This window comes from Endozoicomonas montiporae CL-33 (genome assembly GCF_001583435.1).
Lineage (GTDB): Bacteria > Pseudomonadota > Gammaproteobacteria > Pseudomonadales > Endozoicomonadaceae > Endozoicomonas_A > Endozoicomonas_A montiporae.
On record NZ_CP013251.1, the window covers coordinates 3,952,604 to 3,972,298 of the forward strand.

General features: G+C 50.8%; 17 protein-coding genes and 1 pseudogene. 15 read left to right on the forward strand and 3 right to left on the reverse strand.

All coding sequences use genetic code 11. The features are described 5' to 3' along the window. Positions 1-26 precede the first annotated feature (26 nt). Positions 27-1,406 carry a C2H2-type zinc finger protein gene (locus tag EZMO1_RS18100; RefSeq protein ID WP_187300028.1) on the reverse strand — a complete coding sequence of 460 codons (1,380 nt, stop codon included), beginning with the start codon at positions 1,404-1,406 and terminating at the stop codon, positions 27-29. A 438-nt stretch (positions 1,407-1,844) separates the two neighbouring features. Further along, a pseudogene (locus tag EZMO1_RS18105) lies at positions 1,845-2,797 on the reverse strand (IS1595 family transposase). Positions 2,798-2,992: 195 nt separating this feature from the next. On the opposite strand from EZMO1_RS18105, the gene EZMO1_RS18110 reads away from it, so the two are divergent. From EZMO1_RS18110 to EZMO1_RS18125, 4 genes are all read left to right on the forward strand, one after another. Next, a complete protein-coding gene (locus EZMO1_RS18110; RefSeq protein ID WP_145912658.1) occupies positions 2,993-3,283 on the forward strand; it encodes a hypothetical protein in 291 nt (96 codons plus the stop codon). Positions 3,284-3,397: 114 nt separating this feature from the next. Beyond that, positions 3,398-4,324 (forward strand): alpha/beta hydrolase, encoded by a 927-nt coding sequence (locus EZMO1_RS18115; RefSeq protein ID WP_086936492.1) that lies wholly within the window; start codon positions 3,398-3,400, stop codon positions 4,322-4,324. 18 nt (positions 4,325-4,342) lie between these two features. Then, complete coding sequence (locus tag EZMO1_RS18120) at positions 4,343-4,819, forward strand: MaoC family dehydratase (RefSeq protein WP_034876542.1); 477 nt, start codon at positions 4,343-4,345, stop codon at positions 4,817-4,819. Between the two features lie 83 nt (positions 4,820-4,902). Next, complete coding sequence (locus tag EZMO1_RS18125) at positions 4,903-5,160, forward strand: YkgJ family cysteine cluster protein (RefSeq protein WP_034876540.1); 258 nt, start codon at positions 4,903-4,905, stop codon at positions 5,158-5,160. Positions 5,161-5,244: 84 nt separating this feature from the next. On the opposite strand, the gene EZMO1_RS18130 is transcribed toward EZMO1_RS18125, so the two are convergent. Further along, a complete protein-coding gene (locus EZMO1_RS18130) occupies positions 5,245-6,054 on the reverse strand; it encodes a hypothetical protein (protein ID WP_034876538.1) in 810 nt (269 codons plus the stop codon). A 288-nt stretch (positions 6,055-6,342) separates the two neighbouring features. Between EZMO1_RS18130 and EZMO1_RS18135 the strand changes: the two genes are divergently transcribed. The 11 genes from EZMO1_RS18135 to EZMO1_RS18185 all read left to right on the forward strand — a co-directional run bounded on the left by EZMO1_RS18135 (position 6,343) and on the right by EZMO1_RS18185 (position 19,443). Next, complete coding sequence (locus EZMO1_RS18135; protein WP_034876536.1) at positions 6,343-7,596, forward strand: valine--pyruvate transaminase; 1,254 nt, start codon at positions 6,343-6,345, stop codon at positions 7,594-7,596. A gap of 383 nt (positions 7,597-7,979) precedes the next feature. Further along, entirely contained in the window at positions 7,980-8,717 is a 738-nt protein-coding gene (locus tag EZMO1_RS18140) for a hypothetical protein (RefSeq protein ID WP_034876534.1), read from the forward strand. Between the two features lie 532 nt (positions 8,718-9,249). Further along, entirely contained in the window at positions 9,250-10,266 is a 1,017-nt protein-coding gene (gene argF / locus EZMO1_RS18145; RefSeq protein WP_034876532.1) for an ornithine carbamoyltransferase, read from the forward strand. 42 nt (positions 10,267-10,308) lie between these two features. Beyond that, on the forward strand, positions 10,309-11,319 hold the full coding sequence (locus EZMO1_RS18150) for an amino acid kinase family protein (RefSeq protein WP_051790019.1): 1,011 nt from the start codon (positions 10,309-10,311) through the stop codon (positions 11,317-11,319). Between the two features lie 275 nt (positions 11,320-11,594). Then, positions 11,595-13,007 (forward strand): V-type ATP synthase subunit B, encoded by a 1,413-nt coding sequence (locus tag EZMO1_RS18155; RefSeq protein WP_034876522.1) that lies wholly within the window; start codon positions 11,595-11,597, stop codon positions 13,005-13,007. 3 nt (positions 13,008-13,010) lie between these two features. Beyond that, complete coding sequence (locus tag EZMO1_RS18160; RefSeq protein ID WP_034876520.1) at positions 13,011-13,631, forward strand: V-type ATP synthase subunit D; 621 nt, start codon at positions 13,011-13,013, stop codon at positions 13,629-13,631. Positions 13,632-13,693: 62 nt separating this feature from the next. Then, positions 13,694-15,493 (forward strand): V-type ATP synthase subunit I, encoded by a 1,800-nt coding sequence (locus EZMO1_RS18165; protein WP_034876518.1) that lies wholly within the window; start codon positions 13,694-13,696, stop codon positions 15,491-15,493. Positions 15,494-15,495: 2 nt separating this feature from the next. After that, positions 15,496-15,945: an ATP synthase subunit C gene (locus EZMO1_RS18170; RefSeq protein WP_034876515.1), complete on the forward strand. Its 450-nt coding sequence runs from the start codon at positions 15,496-15,498 to the stop codon at positions 15,943-15,945. A gap of 87 nt (positions 15,946-16,032) precedes the next feature. Then, the gene (locus EZMO1_RS18175) at positions 16,033-16,710 is read left to right on the forward strand and encodes a hypothetical protein (protein ID WP_034876513.1); all 678 of its coding nucleotides are present in this window, start codon (positions 16,033-16,035) and stop codon (positions 16,708-16,710) included. Positions 16,711-16,822: 112 nt separating this feature from the next. Next, positions 16,823-17,512: a DUF2764 family protein gene (locus tag EZMO1_RS18180; RefSeq protein ID WP_034876510.1), complete on the forward strand. Its 690-nt coding sequence runs from the start codon at positions 16,823-16,825 to the stop codon at positions 17,510-17,512. 83 nt (positions 17,513-17,595) lie between these two features. Further along, positions 17,596-19,443, forward strand: coding sequence for a V-type ATP synthase subunit A (locus EZMO1_RS18185; RefSeq protein ID WP_034876508.1), 1,848 nt, complete (start codon positions 17,596-17,598; stop codon positions 19,441-19,443). The last annotated feature ends 252 nt before the right edge of the window (positions 19,444-19,695 follow it).

Sequence of the window (19,695 nt, forward strand, 5' to 3'; positions counted from 1 at the left end):
GGATCCACATGAACAGACTTGCGCCTTCAATGCTTTTTTTTGTGATAATACAGCGCTCTTTTGTTGGGCAGCGTCTTGCTACACACTGTGCAGACTTGCTTTCCGGTGTGGTACTGGCTTTTGTGATTCGACAGCGCTTTTTTGCTGGGCAGCTTCTTGCAACACTCAGGCACAGGGCAGGTTTGCTCTTCGGTGTGCTCACTCCGGTTGTGATCATCCAGCGCTTTTTTGTTGGGCAGCTCCTCGTTACACACAAGGCAGATTTGCACTCCGGTGTGCTTACTCCGGTTGTGATCATACAGCGCTTTTTTGCTGGGCAGCTCCTCTCTACACTCAGGGCAGATTAGCCCTCCTGAGTGGTAATGGCTTTTGTGACTGTACAGGCTATTTTTACTTACGAACGTCCTGTCACAGATATTGCATTGAAAGTGATTTTTTTCGTCTTCTCGATTCATACCCACTTTACTTCGGCTAGAGCTATTTGTATTTTCTATATGGCTGCTATCAATTCTTGTTCTGCAACTAGGGTTGACAATTGCGACTGATTTTGAAGGTGTTGTACTGTTCGCTTCTGTAGTGCAGGAGTTAGAATTCATTGAAGTAAAGTGAGTAGCAGCATCTGTACTTTCAGAATCCGAATCGAAAAAAAAAGTTGGATCAAGGCAACTCACCCATACACAGTTTTCAGTATGTGTACTATGGTTTGTCCCCCCGGTGTAATCCTTTTCAGTATTGGCCTGCCCGTATGTTTGCTGCCCATATCCATCAGCGAATATATTTTTATACTGATCGGTGTCGTACTGATTATCGTACACAAGTGCTTCATTAGGCAGTGCATATTGGCACCTTCCCCAGCAGCAGCCGATGTAACAGTTATCACCTAAGGTATGCTGGCTTTCTTGCCAGCCGCCACCATCACCACCACCATGAGTATTAGCCCTGGCATTGTAGACCCGAGACGAATGAGGATAGTTTGGTTGCGGGGGGTCGAATAGAACCATTGATGAATGAGAGCTATTGGAAGGCGGCTCGAACATAAATGAGATTATCTGAAGTTCATGTTGCTTGTTAAACTCTTGCTCATCGAGTTGATTAAATAGTGGCGTTTCCGGGTTCCAGCGATTTCTGGATAACCAACCAACGACAACAGTCGCTACCACGGGTATCCATAAAAAAGGTTGAGGGGATAGCGAGTCTTCCTGAAGTGTCAGAAGCAGCTCGTAACCTATGACTTCATTGGAGGCATAGAGCAGTTGCAAAGTAACCGACTCAACAACCGTTGTCAGGCTTTCCCAGAGACCTCTTGGCCTATAGGGCTTATCTTCAGGTGGCGTGTCTGAGCCTGAATAGCAGTTTGTGCTGATAATTTCTGTTGGTTTGCCTTGTAAAGGTTCCATATCAACCATCTGCATTGCAGGCAATGTGTCCGACTCAAGCTTTATAGATAAATTCTGGTTTGGCGAATCCGCATTGTATCCAAGCTCAACGATAAAACTGTGAGTCTGTGACTCGGCCAAACAGGCAAAAGATACGAAGGGCAGTATCTGAAAAATTAGACTTTTAATAGTCTTTATCCTTCCTGATTACCATTGATCGTACGCCAAAACACAGGTAATGCCAATTTGAGAATATCCGCATGTCTTTTCATTCTTTCCGCTTATAACCCTGCAGAGAATTAATAAGAGTTCTCCAGTATTGCTAAAGGAAACAGGAGTCATGAGAGCTTCTACCCCAATTATTACAGCAAGATCTACTTCTATCAGTGCCAACCAGGCAAAGGCTTACATCACCACCCGAAAAGATGATTAAGCAACTTTTGTCTTTTGATTATCTGGTAATGGCTATCACGACTGCCATTGAACATCTGGTAGCTTAAGTAGTCGTTCCGGCATGGGAGCTGTATTGACAGCTGCTTTCCCAAGCCTCGTGATCATTGAAGGCATATCAAAGCGTCGGTTAAAACGATAGTTGAACTCGGACAAGTAACGAGGCAAATGCTTTGGATTCAGCTTATGGTAAGTGCCTGCAATCGCCATTTTAACATTACCGAGCATGGTGTTTACCCAGGTAAACAGCTTATTCTTCATTGATGCATGGCCTCCGCCAGTAATAACTGCTATGTGCTCACAATCCGCATCATCAATGCCCCGAAAACATGACAGCCCATCACTAACAACGTGTGTACCCTTTTTCAAAGCATGCTCAGCCCAATCTTTAATTGTTTTACGTCGAAAGTTGTCTACAGCATTGAAACTCATATAAATAGGGTGGTTCTTCGAGTTGGTCTGAACTGCTGCTACAAATGGAGCTTTATTTTCTGAACCCCTGCCACGACGACCTCCATGTATCTCGCCACCCCAGTAAGCATCATCAACTTGAACAAAGCCACTCAGATGCCAGCTATTATCTCTTTCCATCATCACCTGCATGAGCTTGTGTTTCATGCGAAACGCAGCATTGTAAGAGATACCGAGTTGTCGGTGCAGCGTCAAAGCAGAAATACCTGCTTTATTCTGAGTGATCAGATATATGGCTAAAAACCATGTGGTCAGAGGCAGCTTTGTTGAATCAAAGATGGTATTACTGGTAAGAGACGTCTGTTGGTGACAGCGATTACATTGAAATTCAGCCTTTCGGTGGAGTTGGCAGTAACTGTGAGAGCCACATGCCGGACACTGAAAGCCGTCTGCCAACGCCACGAGAATACCGCATCATGGCATTGTTCTTCAGTACCGTAACTGGCCAGAAATTGCATAATACCAATGCCTTTTTGGAACTGAATGACATTTTTACGCATCAGCTTAGCCTCCAATAATGCATTACTTCGTCGTTTATTATAGCACCTGCATTATGGCGTAGGTTCGGTGGTAATCAGGTTATCCTTTGTTGTTTTACAACCAGAGACAGCAAGGATAGACAAGAAAAAGTGTGGAAGCTTTATCAGTTGTTGGAGGGCTGCACAGATCAAAAAGTCGCCGCGAAGCGGCCTACCTTGACCAGCAAAAGCCCGGAACTGGATATTGGCTTATCCGATGCGTGGGGGCGATTACAGCAAAACGACTTTGTCACCCAGCAGGTGATCTATCGAAAGGGAGCACTGTTCTGGCAAGCTCTGGATCAGGCACTGCAAAAGCATGATTCGAACCTGGACAGACTTCTCCCCTTTCTTATCACACCCGATACCAAAACGATTCTTAACGCCCGGTTTCAAAGAGAGGTCTCTGCCGTCATAGGCAACCAGCTATGGAAGCAGTTAAAAAGTGAATATGGTATACAGGAATAGCAAGTCGAAAACCTGAGCATCGGTTTCACATAGCAACCAGTCATCTGTAAAGATACGGACATAAAACCAATACGATGGTATAACTACGCAAAAAATAATCGAGCCAGAATGAGCATGGATCAAACAATAAACCTGCCAGCTGATGACGGTCATATTATTCCGGTCTTCCAATGGTCATGTGATCAGCCAAAAGCTGTCATCCATATCAGCCATGGACTCAGCGAACACGCTTCTCGCTATCAGAATCTCGCACTTCAGCTGAACAATGCCGGATTTGACGTTTTTGCCCACAACCATCGTGGACACGGCCCCGCTGCCACCCAACCCGGCATTTTTGCCCACAAACGCGGATGGGACAAAGTGGTAGAAGATCTTGATATTGTGGTTCAACACATTAAAGAGCAGCACCCCGGCAAGCCTCTCTTTCTGCTGGGGCACAGCATGGGCAGCTACATACTGCAAAGTTACCTTATCGACGGTGCACCCAGATCACTGGCCGGCGCTGTATTGTCCGGCTCCAATTTCGCTCCACAGCCACTACTGAAGCTGGGACGGGGGGTTGCGCGCTTTGAAAGCTTCCGGCAGGGCAAAACCGGACAAAGCCCGATTATTCATGCTCTGGTCTTTGGTCAATACAACAAAGCCTTCAAACCCAACCGCACCGAGTTTGACTGGCTTTCCAGGGATCCGGCCACCGTGGATGCCTACATAAACGATCCACTCTGCGGCCAGCGCGCCAGCAACCGGCTGTGGTACGACCTGTTTGGAGGACTACAATCCATTTCATCGGTTTCTGCACTTCAGCACATCAACTCCAGCCTGCCCGTTCGGGTGGTGGGTGGCACCCACGATCCGGTCAGCGCACCGTCATCACCACCGGAAAAAAACGGACAACACAAACTTGCAAAAGCACTACAGAAAGCGGGCATCAAAGATGTCACGCTGACACTCTACCCTGAAGGCCGTCACGAGATGCTGAATGAAATTAATCGTGAGCAGGTTATCTCAGACCTGATAGAATGGCTGGAAGCTAAAATTTAATATTGGTATCAATGACGTATGCGCCAGCTGGAAAACATCCCCTTTGAAGAACTCACTGTGGGCCAGACAGACTCCCTGACCCGCACTCTGACCGAAGAAGACCTGTTGCTGTTTGCCAAGGTTTCTGGCGACACTAATCCGGTTCATCTTGATAAAGACTATGCCGCCACCACCCAGTTCGAGGGTCGTATTGCCCACGGCATGTGGACATCGTCGCTGATTTCCTGCGCACTGGCGACCAAACTGCCCGGCCCCGGCGGTATCTACCTGTCTCAGGAAGTGAAGTTTATGCGTCCGGTCAAGGTAGGCGACACTGTGACCGTTAAACTGGAAGTGCTGGACATTAACGAGCGCCGCAAACGTGCAACTGTTTCCACCAATGTCGTCAATCAGGATGGTAAAACCGTTGTTAAAGGCAAGGCTGAAATCATGCCAGCTGTCGAAAAAGTGGTGGTCGATGAATACCCTCTGCCCGAGGTTGAGCTGAAGGCTTAATCTATGAAAGCCAATTAAAGTCAGATCGCTCACTTTTCTCTCCGGATCAGGGTACAATCCCACGCTTTTTCCGGATAACAGCTATGAAATGCCGACTCGGGTGCGGTGCCTGCTGCATTGCACCCTCTATCTCTAGTCCCATACCCGGTATGCCAGAAGGAAAACCTGCTGGAGTGCGCTGTGTACAATTGGACGACAACAACCTGTGCAAAATGTTTGGCAAGCCGGAACGTCCAGCCGTATGCCTGAGTTTTCAGGCAGAGTCCCAGCTTTGTGGCAAAAGCAGGGGGCAGGCCGTGGAAAACCTGATTCAACTTGAAAATATTACGCAGGTTGATTAACAGATAGTTTGATGAATGAATAAAGCACTATAGCTGTTTAAGAAGAGCCCTGAACCAGTTATTGGTCCAGAGCCCACACCCTGATCAACGGTTCAGAGCGTCCTGAAGCTCATCGCGGCTGACGACCATCCTTGTGATATAGCCGGAGATTCTCATATCTATAAAATCAGGCACATCGAACAGACTTCTTCCCAGGCGAGCGCAGTGATCAATAACCTTGCCGGAATAGATCACCGCTAATAAATTAAGTTGCTGTTCATTAACTGTAAGTCTTAAGGTATTTCGAATGTGATCCCTTAGGACTTCTTTGACACGTGACTGAATTTCGCCGGCTCTTGCCGCTTCATTAATGACATTGGCCCGTATTAACTGACCTGGGTCAGAGCGGAAGTTTTGTTGAGAGGCAGAAGGAGAACTGCGAGGGCCTCGACTCAATATCCCACTGGTATCCACATAACCAGGGCGTTGGTCATCGATGTTCCGAGGACGACCCGGGTCTCCCCAACTATATACACCGCCTCTGGTTGAGTTTGCAGTATTCGCTGGACGCCTTACCTCAGCTCTTGCTGGGCCATTACCATCGTTAAGCCGCCTTCCCTGACCGTGGTCAGAGCGATAATCTTGCTGAAGGGCAGAAGCAGAACTGCGAGAGCCTCGACTCAGTACCCCTCTGGAGTCCACAACACCAGGGCGCTGTTCACCGGTATCCCGTGGACGGTCCGGGTCACCCCGTCGATGTACACCACCTCTGGTAGAAGATGCCGCATTGGTCGCAGGTCTGACGTGACGTTCAGTAACGGCCTCATTGCGGGGAGCGGAGTCTCGGTTGCGATTAAAAAAGTAGTGAGCAGCAGATAGAAGTGCCAGAACTGTCACCGTCCTGACTGATCGCATCGTTCTCCATAACCCCCTGATAGGGCTAGTCAGAGCATTAGCAAACCGGGCAAGTTGCGATATCACGGTTCCAGCTGTATTAATAACAGGCTGCATAGATTTTATCTTCCTTATTCAACCAGATTTAGAAAATATGCAGATTGGAACCAGTGCTTCAACGAAAAGTTCATAACAAGGTTGTCAGCAGTAATGACATCTGACAAAGGCTTTCACCAAGACCATGCAGAGTCCGCATTAGTCAGTTAGAATTGCCCCTTTGCAGTATTATCAATAAGAATCGAGGCAAGCATGAAGCTTTCCACCTTTGGTACCAAGTTCACAACTCACTCCGGCATACTCTCGTTAATGGATGATCTTGGTAATGCTCTGGCAACAGACGACGAGATGATTATGATGGGCGGCGGTAATCCAGCCCATATTCCTGAAGTGGAAGATGTCTTTCGTGCCCGCCTGCAACGCATTCTGGACAGCCAGAACGAATTCACCCGACTGGTAGGCACCTACGATCCGCCCCAGGGAGAAAAAGAGTTCATTCACGAACTGGCCGCTTTTCTTAACCGCCAGTTTGGCTGGCAACTAAGCGAACGCAACATTGCTCTGACCAATGGCAGTCAGGCAGGCTTCTTTATGCTGTTTAACATGTTTGCCGGTGATTTTGACGACGGCTCACACAAACGCATCCAGCTTCCTATCGCTCCGGAATACATCGGATATGCCGATGCAGGCCTGAGTGAAAACTTTTTCACAGCCAGCCGCCCGACCATCGACCAGACTGGCCCTCACGAATTCAAATATCGGGTTGATTTCGCCAATCTGACCATCAATGAATCCACCGGTGCATTGTGTGCTTCCAGACCCACCAACCCGTCCGGTAATGTCCTGACAGACGAAGAAGTCAGCCATCTGGACAGCCTTGCCCGCTCGCACGATATTCCCCTAATCATTGACGGAGCCTATGGCACACCGTTTCCTAACCTGATCTACACCAGCGCCAAACCACAGTGGAACAGCAACACCATCCTGTGCCTGACCCTTTCGAAACTGGGTTTGCCTGCGGCCCGTACCGGCATCGTCATCGCCAACGAAGAAATCACCAAAGCGCTAACCGGCATTAATGCCATTATGAACCTTGCTCCGAACAGCTTTGGCAGTCTGCTCGCACTCGATATGGTGCGTGATGACAGCATTGTCGATATCAGCAATTCACTGATTCGTCCGTTCTACAAAGAAAAGGCAGAATATGCCGTGCAGTGCCTGCACCGCCATATGGACAATGAACTCCCCTGGCAGGTTCACAAACCCGAAGGCGCCATGTTCCTGTGGCTCTGGTTCAAAGACCTGCCCATTTCCAGTCTTGAACTCTATGAAAGACTGAAGCGTCGCCATGTACTGGTGGTCTCCGGTCATTACTTTTTCCCGGGAATAGACGACTGGCGACATAAACATGAATGCATACGTATGACCTTCACCCGGGACAATGCAACCGTTGAAAAGGGCATTGCTATCATTGCTGAAGAAGTTCGCAAAGCCTACGCTCAGTAGCACCCTTGCCCGCAGGTTTCTTTCAGTGATGAGCTGAAAGGAACCTGCCTTGCTTTTCCCCGAATCAGTCCTAAAGTTATCGAATGCAGAGTTTGCTGTTCAGTGCGACAGCCGTGAAGCCTGATATCCGGTCAGTTTTTTTGCTGTAACACCTGTAGTGATAGTCCTACAGCCTCTGAAATAACATGTATACCCATTGGATTTCAAGATGCTACTAGGCGACAAGTGAGCGAAGCCCCGTGAGCCTACGAGTAGTAGGTGATCGGGGTGAGCGAACGCAGACAACAACGTAGCATCTTGAAAGGCGATGGGTATAACTGTGCGACAACGAGTCACCATCATTGGCTAACAAGAACGTCAATGCCTTCATAAGGAAGGTCATTATGAATGCTTTTATACGGTCAAAAATACAGTTTGTACTGGCACCGCTGCTTGCTGTCACCCTGACCGCTGCAATACCAGCCCATAGTCTGCCAAACACAACCACCAAGCGCCCGATACCGCTGGAACAAATTATCAGCCAGATGCGCAAGCAGCATGGAAACGTTGTCGTTTATAACGCCCGCCTTATTCAGGAAGACCGGCGCACGGTTCGTCTTATCGATTTTAATTCTGAGCTAAAACCCGGTCGGCATGGAATGCAGCGTCTGGTCATCGACGCCTTTACCGGTAAAGAAATTGAACTGGTGACCATGCGCACACCAATGCCTCTGGAAAAAACGCTGGGCAACCTGCGCAAGAATCACCAGATTGCCAATATCACCAAAACATGGATGGAGAACGAGGGTGGCAATGAAGTCCGGGTGATTGAATTTACCGACATCCGGAAAAAACGCTGGCATGCGCGAATGGATGCTTATACCGGTTTATTACTGGATGAACATACCTTTGAGTTAAAACCCTCCGGTAAACAGGTGCCACTGAGAGATATTATTAGCGAGGCACGCAAGACCCATAAATATATGGTTATACTCAGGACAACCTCAAAAAACCGAAAAAACGTTCCTGTCAGAGAAATTGTTTATCTGAATGAAAACGGTTTACGGAAGCGCCTGATTGTCGATGCCATTACAGGCGAAACCATTAGTGACCAATTGGCAACAAACGCATTCTACCAATAACAATCAACAACAGCTGAGTGTAAATAAAATTTACATATTAAGTATTTAATCCCAGTAAAACATCGCAATGATAGGGAATAACACCCCGGGCAGCCTGCAAAGCGAGATCAGAAAACGCCACAAACCAAGCAATTCCGAATAAATGCTGCGCCCTACCATTGCGCAAACGTATTTATACGTAGTGCCATCTACATACGTCAGCGATAATCTATACCCGTTGTGTTCAATCCGTAAACGATATGGGTTTTCACGATTCGGCATACAGGGTTGTTTAGAATTTTTTCATCAGCGTGATAACTGCACGCTATTCTACCCGATATTACTTATTCGCATTCAATGTCTGGACATAAGGCCTGATGCGATAGAAGATGTTCGATTCTGCGATTAGGACTCTGTTTATTCTGGAATCAATTCATTCCAAAAAACAGCAGCCACTCAATCAGCGATCCAACCTTTTCTGTTTATTCGGGGTATTTGTTGGACTTTTATCCCAAATACTCTGACAGGAAATTAATTAAAAAAGAGCAATATTATGGATTTCAGACTGAAAAATCGTCACTTCGTCAAGCTTCTGGATTTTACCCCTGAAGAAATCAACAGCCTGCTGAAACTATCCCGCGAATTAAAAGCTGCAAAGCAATCGCGCGATGAACCCCGTTTTTTACAAAACAAAAACATTGCCCTGATCTTTGAAAAAGCGTCCACCCGCACACGGTGTGCCTTCGAGGTAGCTGCTTTTGATCAGGGAGCCTGTGTGACTTACATTTCCAGCGGTTCACAAATGGGAAGTAAGGAGTCCGTAAAAGACACAGCCAGAGTACTGGGACGCATGTATGATGGCATCGAATTTCGCGGACATTTACAACAGCACGTCGAAGAACTTGCAGAATTCGCCGGTGTTCCCGTATGGAACGGCCTGACTAACGAATGGCACCCAACGCAGATTCTGGCTGATTTCCTGACCATGATTGAACACGGCAATGGTCGTCCACTGAACCAGCTGAAACTTTGTTATACCGGCGATGGACGCAACAATGTCGCCAACTCACTTCTGGTGGGTTCAGCTAAAATGGGTGTGGACTTCCGAATTGCCGCTCCGGCTGGTTTTGCTCCCGATGAAGCACTGGTTGAACAATGTCGTCGCATTGCCAGAGACACAGGTGCAAAGCTGACCATCACAGACTCTGTCGAAGAAGCAGTTAGTGGCTGTGACTTCATTTACACCGACGTCTGGGTATCCATGGGTGAGCCGATGGAGGCCTGGGAAGAACGGGTAAAACTGATGACCCCTTATCAGGTCAACCAGAACCTGCTGGCAAAAACCGGCAATCCGGATGTTCGCTTCCTGCACTGTTTGCCTGCGTTCCACAATGACGAAACCACTATTGGTCAAGAAATTGCTGAACACTTCTTCAAAGGTGAAGAGGGCATGAAAGGGCTGGAAGTCACCGAAGAGGTCTTCGAGTCTGACCACTCCATCGTGTTTGATCAGGCTGAAAACCGAATGCATACCATCAAGGCTGTCATGGTGGCAACACTGGGCGATTAATCCCCCGTATTCCCAGCGGCCTTGTTCGACCGGAGACGTTCAATGCTGGTTGTCATTGCCCTGGGAGACAGTGCGATTGTGCAAAGAGAGCAACCGCTCAATTCACACGCACTGCGACAATGCATTCAACACGCAGCCCAATGCATTGCTGAAATAGCCAACCAACATCAGGTGATATTGCTGCACGGCAACGGGCCCGCAATCGGCCTGCTGACCCTGATGAATGGTAACTGCGCTGACTTGAACACAGGAACTGCCGATGTTCTGGGCGCCCAGACCCGGGCCATGATTGGCTTTCTACTGGAACAGGCATTGAGAAACCAGCTGCCGCAAAAATCCTTTTGCAGCATGACGCACCTGACGCTGGTTGACACCAATGACCCGGCAATGATGCAGCCAACGCGATATATAGGACCACTGTACAACAGAGTACAGGCGCAGCTGATTCAGGAACAGAACCCCGACTGGGTACTGCAACAGACCGGAATACTGTATCGCCGGATGGTGCCTGCTCCGGCTCCCGGAGAAGTTCTGGAAATGGAGACGCTGAAACATCTGGTCGCCGCTGACAATATGTTCGTTATCTGTGGCTGCGGCGGTGGTCTGCCCGTCCGTAAAAGTCCGGATAACCACCTTCATGGTGTAGAAGCCATGGTAGACAGAGACGAAACTGCGGCATTGATTGCACGCACTCTGAATGCCAACGCCTTGCTGATGCTGTCCAGCATCGATGCCGTTGTTGACAAACCCGGCCATCCACAGGCAAGACCGATTCGCAGTATTGACATCCAGCGTCTCGAATCACTGGGGTTCAATGACACCGCGATGGCACCAAAGGTAAAAGCCGCCAGTGGCTATCTGAGCAATGAGCCACCGGGTAACCATCAGTCATGTGAAAGCAAACCGGCTGATCAGTCAGCCCGTGGCCGTCGAAGGTTTTGTGCAATAGGCAATCTGCACAACGCTGCCAGCGTCCTCTCCGGTGAAGCCGGAACACGTATCAGCGCATCAGCGTCTTCTTCAAGCGAAAGCGCTGAGATTGTCTACTATTGAGAGATTTTGGGTCGCCCTTACACCAGAATTTTCTGAAACAAATATAGGACGCATGTCTTATATCGCTTGGGGTTGTTGCAAAGGTTTGGCGTCTTTGGCGCTCTGGTTGCTGTCAAAGCTACTCCGTTCTTTTGCAACAGCCTCAATTGAGGGCATTGGTATGAGTGTTTCTGTCTGAAACACTGTGTTTTCCATGGAACCTGAACGGATTATCTGTACCACTATCAGGCTACTGATTTAGTCCAACAGGCTCCGAGCAGTACAGAGGAGCAGAGATGCCCCAGAGCTTATTGCGATACACCAACATTCTCAGCATTGTTGGTGACCTTATTCGCGTTCAAGTGCCAAACCTGACGGAAGGCAATGCCCGGGCCAATTACGGCGACCTGGCATTGATCGAGCAGAATGGTCAGCCGTACTCCATGGCCCAGATCATCAAGATCGACCATGAAGAGGTTTCCCTGCAGGTATTCGCAGGCACCAAAGGTCTTTCTACGGGTGCCGCCGTATGCTTTTTGGGTGAGCCGATGAAAGCGACTTACTCTCCAAACATCCTTGGCCGTATCTTTAACGGTGCCGGTGAGCCGATTGACGGCGGCCCTGCGCTGGAACAGGACCCCAAGGTGGAGATCGACGGTCCTTCTGTAAACCCTGTTCGTCGTGTATTGGCGTCACGCATGGTGCGTACTAACGTACCAATGATCGACGTATTCAACACACTGGTAGAGTCCCAGAAGATTCCTATCTTCTCCGTGGCGGGTGAACCTTACAACCGCTTCCTGGCCCGTATTGCGATTCAGGCAGAAGCCGACGTCGTAGTATTCGGTGGCATGGGTCTGATCTTTGACGATTACCATTTCTTCCGTAACGAATTCGAGAAGGCCGGTGTATCTTCCCGTACCGTTATGTTCACCAACCAGGCCTCCGACCCGACAGTAGAACGTCTGCTGACACCGGACATGGCGCTGGCAGTGGCTGAACACTTTGCGGTGGAAGAGTCCAAGAAGGTACTGGTTCTCCTGACCGACATGACTTCCTACGCTGACGCGATGAAGGAAATCGGTGTTGCCATGGACAAGATCCCGGCCAACCGGGGTTACATGGGTGACCTGTACTCCCAGCTGGCGAAGCGTTACGAAAAAGCCTGCGACTACAAAGGTGCCGGTTCCGTCACCATTCTGGCGGTAACCACCATGCCGGGTAACGACGTAACCCACCCGGTACCGGATAACACCGGCTACATCACCGAAGGTCAGTTCTACCTGCACGACGGTGTACTGGATCCGTTCGGTTCCCTGTCACGTCTGAAGCAGATGGTTCAGGGTAAAGAGACCCGTGACGACCACGCGCCGATCATGAACACCATGATCCGTTTCTATTCCGACTCCGTGAATGCCAAGCAGAAGCAGGCCATGGCGTTTGAACTGTCCAGCTACGACCTGAAAACCATCCGGTTCGGCGACCTGTTCAAAGAACGCTTCATGTCTCTGGATGCGGCCATGAGCCTCGAAGACGCTCTGGATCTGTGCTGGGAAACTCTGGCGGAATGCTTTGAACCGGGCGAAACCCTGATGAAGCAGAGCCTGCTGGAGAAATACTGGCCCGGCCTTGCTAATGAAGAGCAAGCAGCTGTTGGTGTCGAGGAACAAACCGCCGGGGCTAATAAAACGGCCGCAGCAGAGGCATAAACCATGGCCAAGGTAGCCCTCAACAAAAGTTCGCTTAACAAAGAAAAGCGCAGCTTGAAAACGTACAACCGTTATCTGCCGGCACTGGAACTGAAGCGCCAACAGCTGATGGCTGAACGTAAAAAAGCGGAAGAGGCACTGGCTGAGGCTCGCACCGAACTGGCGGACGTTGAACGTCTGGTACAGGCACAACTACCTATGTTGGCTCGCGCCGACGTTCCGGTAGAAAATCTGGTGCGTGTCAAAAACGTCAAACTGATCGATGAAAACATTGTCGGAACCACTGTTCCAGCGGTGGGCAACATCGATATCGAACTGACGCCATACAGCGACCTGGCCAAGCCTCACTGGGTGGATTTCCTGGTGGAACTGTTGCAGAAGATGGTACGACTGCGTGTTGAATATCAGGTACGCGAACTGCGTCACGCTGAACTCGACAAGGCAACCCGTACGACTTCTCAGCGAGTCAACCTGTTCTCCAAGGTACTGATTCCTCAGACCAAGAAGAACATCCAGAAAATCCAGATTTACATGTCCGACCAGGACCGCGCCAGCGTAATGAACGCCAAGCTCTCCAAGGGCAAGGTACTGGCGCAGGAAGCCAAAGCCGCTGCGGCTGGCTAAATGGCGACTCCTGGCAAGCGGCTGCGCCTTGCAAAGAGAGGCAATGTATCTGGGAATAAGACATGGCTATAAAACAACTTAAAAAGATCACCCTGTACGGACAGAGCCAGGACAAGGCTCATGTTCTGCAGGGACTGCAGGCGATGGGCTGCCTGCATCTGATCCCGTTAACGGACCAGCCTGCAGAAGCTTCGGTACGCATGCAACCGGCAGAAGCCAGTGAAGCACTGGCATGGCTGGAGCGCGCGCCCAGAGCCAGACGACAGGTGAAAGACAAGTCCGCTGCGGACATTGACACCATTGTTCGTGAAGTACTGGTCAACAAATCCAGCACTCGCGAAGTCAGCGATGCCCGTGACAAACTGGAAGAACGTATCCGTGAAGTGCGCCCCTGGGGCGAGTTCCACTTTCCGGAACTGTCCGAGCTGAGCGGTCAGCGTCTCTGGTTCTACGCTCTGCCACAGGGCGACCTGCCTGCACTGGATGACATCGAGCTGCCCTGGCAGTTGATGGCAAAAGACGACCGGCAGAAAATGGCCTACGTGATCGTGATCAGTGAGCAGGAACCTGCCGAAGACCTGTTGCCGGTGGCACGTTCGCACGTTGGTATCGTGCCCCTGTCTCGTCTCGAAGACGAACTGGAAGAGTCCGAGCAGCTTCTGGAAGACCTGTTTGCAGAGCGCGAAGCCCTGACCCGCTGGAACTACCTGTTAAGTCAGGCAGTAGCAGCCAAACAGGACGCTGCAGAGCTGGCAGAAGCCCAGAGCGGCACGCTGGATGAACAGGCCTTTTTCCTGGTTCAGGGCTGGATGCCGGAAAGTGAACAACAGGCGGCAGAAGCCTTCTGTATCGAGAACGGTGTCGCTGCACTGTTTGAAGAACCGACCGAAAACGACCAGCCACCAACGCTGCTGGAAAAAACGCCGGGCACCGGTGGTGGTGCCGATGCTCTGGGTTTCTTCCAAACCCCGAATTATCGGGCGTGGGATCCGGGCAACGTAGTGTTCTACTCGTTCTCGCTGTTCTTCGGCATGATCATGTCCGATGTGATGTACAGTTTTCTGTTCGGTCTCATCGTCTTCATGTTCCGCGGCAAACTGAAAAAGTCCGAAGCAGGTTCCCGCCTGATGAATCTGGCTTATTTCATGTCTGCTGTGGGTATCGTCTGGGGTGCCATGATTGGCAGTTACTTCGGAGCCTCGCCCGGTGGCGGGATACTCGACAGTATCGCCTTCGTAGACCTGAACGACTACAACGCCATGATGAAGCTCTCGGTATTTATCGGTGTAGCCCATCTGATGGTCGCCAACATCATGACCGCCTGGGTGAATCGCTCCAGCAGCTTTGCTCTCTCCCCGCTGGGATGGGCACTGGTGATGGGCGGCGGACTGAGCATCTGGCTTGGCATGACCGGAACGCTTCCGGAAGTGTTCGCTGATCTCGCCGGTCCGGGCATGATGATCCTGGGTGGTGCGTTTGTGTTTCTGTTTACCAGTACCCGAAAGGTTCGCTCGGCAGGAGACCTGTTCCTGCGCGGTCTGGACGGTCTGAAAGCGGTTTACAGCATCACATCGGCCTTTGGTGATGTTCTGAGTTATATGCGTCTGTTCGCACTCGGCCTGTCCGGTGCGTCCCTTGCCATGACCTTTAACTCTCTGGCAATGGGCGTACTGCATTCCAGCCCCGTCAGCGGTGTCTTGTTTGCAGGTCTGATTCTGCTGCTGGGTCACGTCTTAAACTTCGCTCTTTGTATTATGAGCGGCGTGGTTCACGGCATGCGTCTGAACGTCATTGAATTTGTTAACTGGGGTCTGTCCGACGAGGGCTACCCGTTTAAAGCATTTAGTAAGAAAGAGGATTGATAATGGAACAGTTAATTATTGCACTGGGCTGGTTGGGTGTTTTCGCTCCGGTTGCACTGGGCGCGGTAGGCTCTGCGATTGGTTGTTCGGTAGCCGGTCAGGCAGCTTGTGGTGCAATGCTGGACGTTGAGAGTGGCTACGGTAAATTCGTGGGTCTGTCGGCAATGCCTTCTTCCCAGGTTATCTACGGTATCGTGATCATGTTCACCCTGAGCGGTCTGGGTGTGACTGAAGCCACTGCTCCGGGTCTGTTCGGTATTGGTCTGCTGACCGGTGTTGCCCTGATGTACTCTGCAACTTACCAGGGTCAGGCAGTTGCTGCGGCTATCAACGCTTCCAAGAACAAGCCTGAAGTCTTCGGTCTGTCCATCGCTCCTGCAGCGATCGTAGAAGGCTTTGCGGTATTTGCTTTCGTATTCGCTCTGGTTATGGGTCAGGCTATCGGCGCCTGAGCCGTCTGACGCATCCCGTGATGATGCTGAGCCAGCACGGTTTAACCGGTGACTGGTTCAGCCAATGGAAATCAGAGGAAACACACAATGACTGCAGCGATGCACCCCGAAGGTAAAGCGTCCGTTGGCGTTCAGGAACTGATTGAAAAGCTGCGCAAGCAGGGTGTTCAGAACGGCCGTACTGAAGCGGACAAAATCATCAGCGACGCCGAGGCAAAAGCCGCCGAGCTGATTAAAGAAGCACAGACCAAAGCAGACGCCATTGTCGGCAAGGCTCGTGAAGAAGCAGACTTCATTACCAAAGCCGGTAAGGAAGCCCTACAACTGGCAGAGCGTAATGCCATTCTGGAACTGAAAGATTACCTGCTGGAACAGTTCTCCCAGCAAGTGACAGCCGTTGTCAGCAGCTCCATGGAAAAAGAAGAGCTGCTGCAGAAGATGATTCTGGAAGTGGCTGGCGAAAACAATCTGCGCGGTGAAGACAACGTTGAAGTAGTTCTGCCACGCAAGGTGATCGGAGTGGACGAACTGCGTTCACACCCGGAGCTGGTGAAGAAAGGCCCGCTGCTGGAGTTTGTGACCAAACAAGCCGCCGACATGCTGGGTGAGGGCGTGACCTTCGCTATCGACGACAACACCGGTATCGGTTTCCGTCTGAAAGACAAGGACATCGAAGTTGAGCTGGACGATGAAGCCGTAGCTGCCGTGCTACTGCGTCACCTGCAGCCACGTTTCCGTGCCCTGCTGGAAGGCATCGTTAAATAATTAATTGGGTCGGACGTTCGTTCGACCCAATTAATACACCTATTGCAGATGCAGGTCATTCCAACACCCCGCATCTTAAAAGGCGATGGGTATATAAGCCAAGGAGAATGAAATGGCAGAAAATGCCTACTACACCTTGCTGACATCGTTGCCGCATATCGACTCCCTGTTTGACAGCAAGATCACACCGATCTCCCGTCTGCAGCTGGATCGACGTCTGTCCATGCTGTCCAGGGAAGACCGTGACACCCTGATCAAGGTCGAACAGCTGATGCACTGGAGCCACCTGGGTGAAGACGTGGACGAAGCCGCGCTGATCCGGCTGGCGGCACGCCTGAGTGCAGAGCTAACCAGCGAAACCCTGAAAGAACTGGTGGACTGGCGTCTGGATATGCGCACCGTGGTCGCCGCCCTGCGTCGTAAAATGCGCGGAGCACAGGCACCTGGTGACCCCCAGTGGAGTTACGGCTCCCGTTACGCTTACATCCGTCGTAACTGGAGTAACCCGACCCTGGGACTGCAGCACGCCTTCCCATGGATTCCAACGGTTATCGAGTGCCTGAACAAGCAGGACTACCTGACGCTGGAAAAGACTCTATTGGAAGCCGTGTGGCGCAAGCTGGACGACGTTGGTCGTAAGCATAGCTTCGACTTTGAAGCCGTTATTATTTACGTGCTGCGCTGGAGCCTGGTTGCCCGCTGGACCGCCTTCGATGGCGAGCAGGCAATGGAGCGTTTCCGCGAGCTGACCGATCAGGCTCTGGGCGAGTTTGTTAAGCAACTGCCCGGCACTGCTGCCTGACAGGCTAAATATACAGGTAGGTTGGGACGAGCATAGCACCTCTCAACCTACGCCCTTGAGCGGGCACATTGGAAACAGAAATTATGAGTGAAAAACTTACGAACGAGTCTGCTGACATTCAGCCTACGGCAAGAGTCGTAGCGGTGATGGGCGACATCATCACCATCGAAAGCACCAGCGAAAAGCCACTGGTCAAAAACGAAGTAGTGTACGTTCTGCCAAGCCGACGCTCCAACGAAGCCGTTGAAGAGCAGCTGATGGCCGAAGTACTGCGGGTTCGTGGTAACACCGCCGACATCCAGGTGTTTGAAGACACCCGTGGTGTTGCGGTAGGCGACGGTATCCTGCAAACCGGTCAGCTGCTGTCGGTGGATCTGGGACCAGGTATTCTGGGCATGATCTACGACGGTCTGCAGAACCCGCTGGAGCGTCTGGCAGCCATTCACGGCAAATTCCTGCAGCGCGGTGTTGCCGTAGAATCCCTGGACCGTGCCCAGACCTGGGCCTTCACCGCTGTTGCCAAGATTGGCGACAAGCTGCGTGCCGGTGAAACCTTTGGTACCGTACCGGAAGGTCGTTTCACCCACAAAATCATGATTCCATTCGACACCGATGGTGAAGTGGAAGTTGTCTGGATTCAGGAAGGCACCTTCTCTGTAGATACCGTGGTGGCACGAGTAAAAAATGAGCGTGGCGAAGAAGTCGAGCTGACCATGTACCAGAAATGGCCGGTGCGTCGCTCTATTTCCGAAACACTGCAGAAGAAAGGTAAAACCACTCGTCAGTACCCGAACACACCTCTGGTAACGACACAGCGTATCGTTGACACCTTCTTCCCGATTGCCCGTGGTGGTACCGGTTGTATTCCGGGTCCGTTCGGTTCCGGTAAAACCGTACTGATGCACTCTTTCTCCCGTTACAGTAACGCTGACATCGTTATCGTGACCGCCTGCGGTGAGCGTGCCGGTGAGGTGGTAGAAACCATCGAAGAATTCCCGCACCTGCAGGACCCGACCACTGGCGGCGCACTGATCGACCGTACCGTGATCATCTGTAACACTTCTTCCATGCCGGTAGCAGCGCGTGAAGCCTCCATCTATACCGGTCTGACGCTGGGTGAGTACTACCGTCAGATGGGTTACAACATTCTGGCTCTGGCTGACTCCACCTCCCGTTGGGCGCAGGCCATGCGTGAAACCTCCAACCGTCTGGAAGAGATTCCGGGTGAAGAAGGTTTCCCGGCCTATATGGACTCCGCCATCAAGGGTGTTTACGAGCGTTGCGGTGTGATCACCAATGAAGAGGAGCAGGAAGGCTCTCTGACCATGATCGGTTCCGTATCACCTGCCGGTGGTAACTTTGAGGAGCCGGTGACTCAGGCGACTCTGGGTACCGTGAAAACCTTCCTGGGCCTGTCCTACGACCGCGCTTACAAGCGTTTCTACCCGGCCATTGACCCACTGATCTCCTGGTCCCGTTATCTGGATCAGCTGAAAGACTGGTACGGTAACAACCTGTCTCCGGAGTGGGTGGAAGACGTTAAGGAAATGCAAAAGCTGCTGGTACAGGGCGACAGCATTAACCAGATGATGCAGGTAACCGGTGAAGAGGGTGTGACCCTGGAAGACTACGTGACTTTCCAGAAATCCTTCCTGCTCGACATGGTTTACCTGCAGCAGGATGCCTTCGACGACGTAGACAGCAGCTGCCCGCTGCCACGTCAGAAAGCCTGCTTCGAACTGGCTGTCAGCCTGATTCGCCAGCACTACAACTTTGCTGATAAAGAAGTGGCCCGTGACTACTTCGTGAAACTGACCGGTCTGTTCAAGAACCTGAACTACTCACACGATGGTTCGCCTGAATACAACGGTTATATTCAGAAAATTGAAGAACTGCGCAGCCAGTATATTGGTGCCGCAAAAGCCGCCTGATTCAAACAACGTTTAAATCAGGATTGAAGCCGTAAACAGCTTGTCTGCTTGCGGCTTTTTTATATCTGCACATCAAACCAATAAAAAAATAATTTTTATTTCAATTTTTTATATAGACCCTGAATTTCCTCCAACTGCCCTACAAGCCAAACCTTTCGGGAGTAATTCCCGTAATTCCATGGTCAAAAAATCAAAATGGCAGTCATCGACTTGCAGCTATCTCATTAACTGCTAAAAGTCTTTGTTTAATAT

Bases quoted from the DNA above. Each gene is read 5' to 3' on its own strand.
- EZMO1_RS18185 (WP_034876508.1), top strand. From the start codon at position 17,596: ATGAGTGAAAAACTTACGAACGAGTCTGCTGACATTCAGCCTACGGCA.
- argF (WP_034876532.1), top strand. From the start codon at position 9,250: ATGGATTTCAGACTGAAAAATCGTCACTTCGTCAAGCTTCTGGATTTT.
- EZMO1_RS18165 (WP_034876518.1), top strand. From the start codon at position 13,694: ATGGCTATAAAACAACTTAAAAAGATCACCCTGTACGGACAGAGCCAG.
- EZMO1_RS18120 (WP_034876542.1), top strand. From the start codon at position 4,343: ATGCGCCAGCTGGAAAACATCCCCTTTGAAGAACTCACTGTGGGCCAG.
- EZMO1_RS18100 (WP_187300028.1), bottom strand. From the start codon at position 1,406: ATGGTTGATATGGAACCTTTACAAGGCAAACCAACAGAAATTATCAGC.
- EZMO1_RS18160 (WP_034876520.1), top strand. From the start codon at position 13,011: ATGGCCAAGGTAGCCCTCAACAAAAGTTCGCTTAACAAAGAAAAGCGC.
- EZMO1_RS18135 (WP_034876536.1), top strand. From the start codon at position 6,343: ATGAAGCTTTCCACCTTTGGTACCAAGTTCACAACTCACTCCGGCATA.
- EZMO1_RS18180 (WP_034876510.1), top strand. From the start codon at position 16,823: ATGGCAGAAAATGCCTACTACACCTTGCTGACATCGTTGCCGCATATC.
- EZMO1_RS18115 (WP_086936492.1), top strand. From the start codon at position 3,398: ATGGATCAAACAATAAACCTGCCAGCTGATGACGGTCATATTATTCCG.
- EZMO1_RS18130 (WP_034876538.1), bottom strand. From the start codon at position 6,054: ATGCGATCAGTCAGGACGGTGACAGTTCTGGCACTTCTATCTGCTGCT.
- EZMO1_RS18175 (WP_034876513.1), top strand. From the start codon at position 16,033: ATGACTGCAGCGATGCACCCCGAAGGTAAAGCGTCCGTTGGCGTTCAG.
- EZMO1_RS18155 (WP_034876522.1), top strand. From the start codon at position 11,595: ATGCCCCAGAGCTTATTGCGATACACCAACATTCTCAGCATTGTTGGT.
- EZMO1_RS18125 (WP_034876540.1), top strand. From the start codon at position 4,903: ATGAAATGCCGACTCGGGTGCGGTGCCTGCTGCATTGCACCCTCTATC.
- EZMO1_RS18150 (WP_051790019.1), top strand. From the start codon at position 10,309: ATGCTGGTTGTCATTGCCCTGGGAGACAGTGCGATTGTGCAAAGAGAG.
- EZMO1_RS18170 (WP_034876515.1), top strand. From the start codon at position 15,496: ATGGAACAGTTAATTATTGCACTGGGCTGGTTGGGTGTTTTCGCTCCG.
- EZMO1_RS18140 (WP_034876534.1), top strand. From the start codon at position 7,980: ATGAATGCTTTTATACGGTCAAAAATACAGTTTGTACTGGCACCGCTG.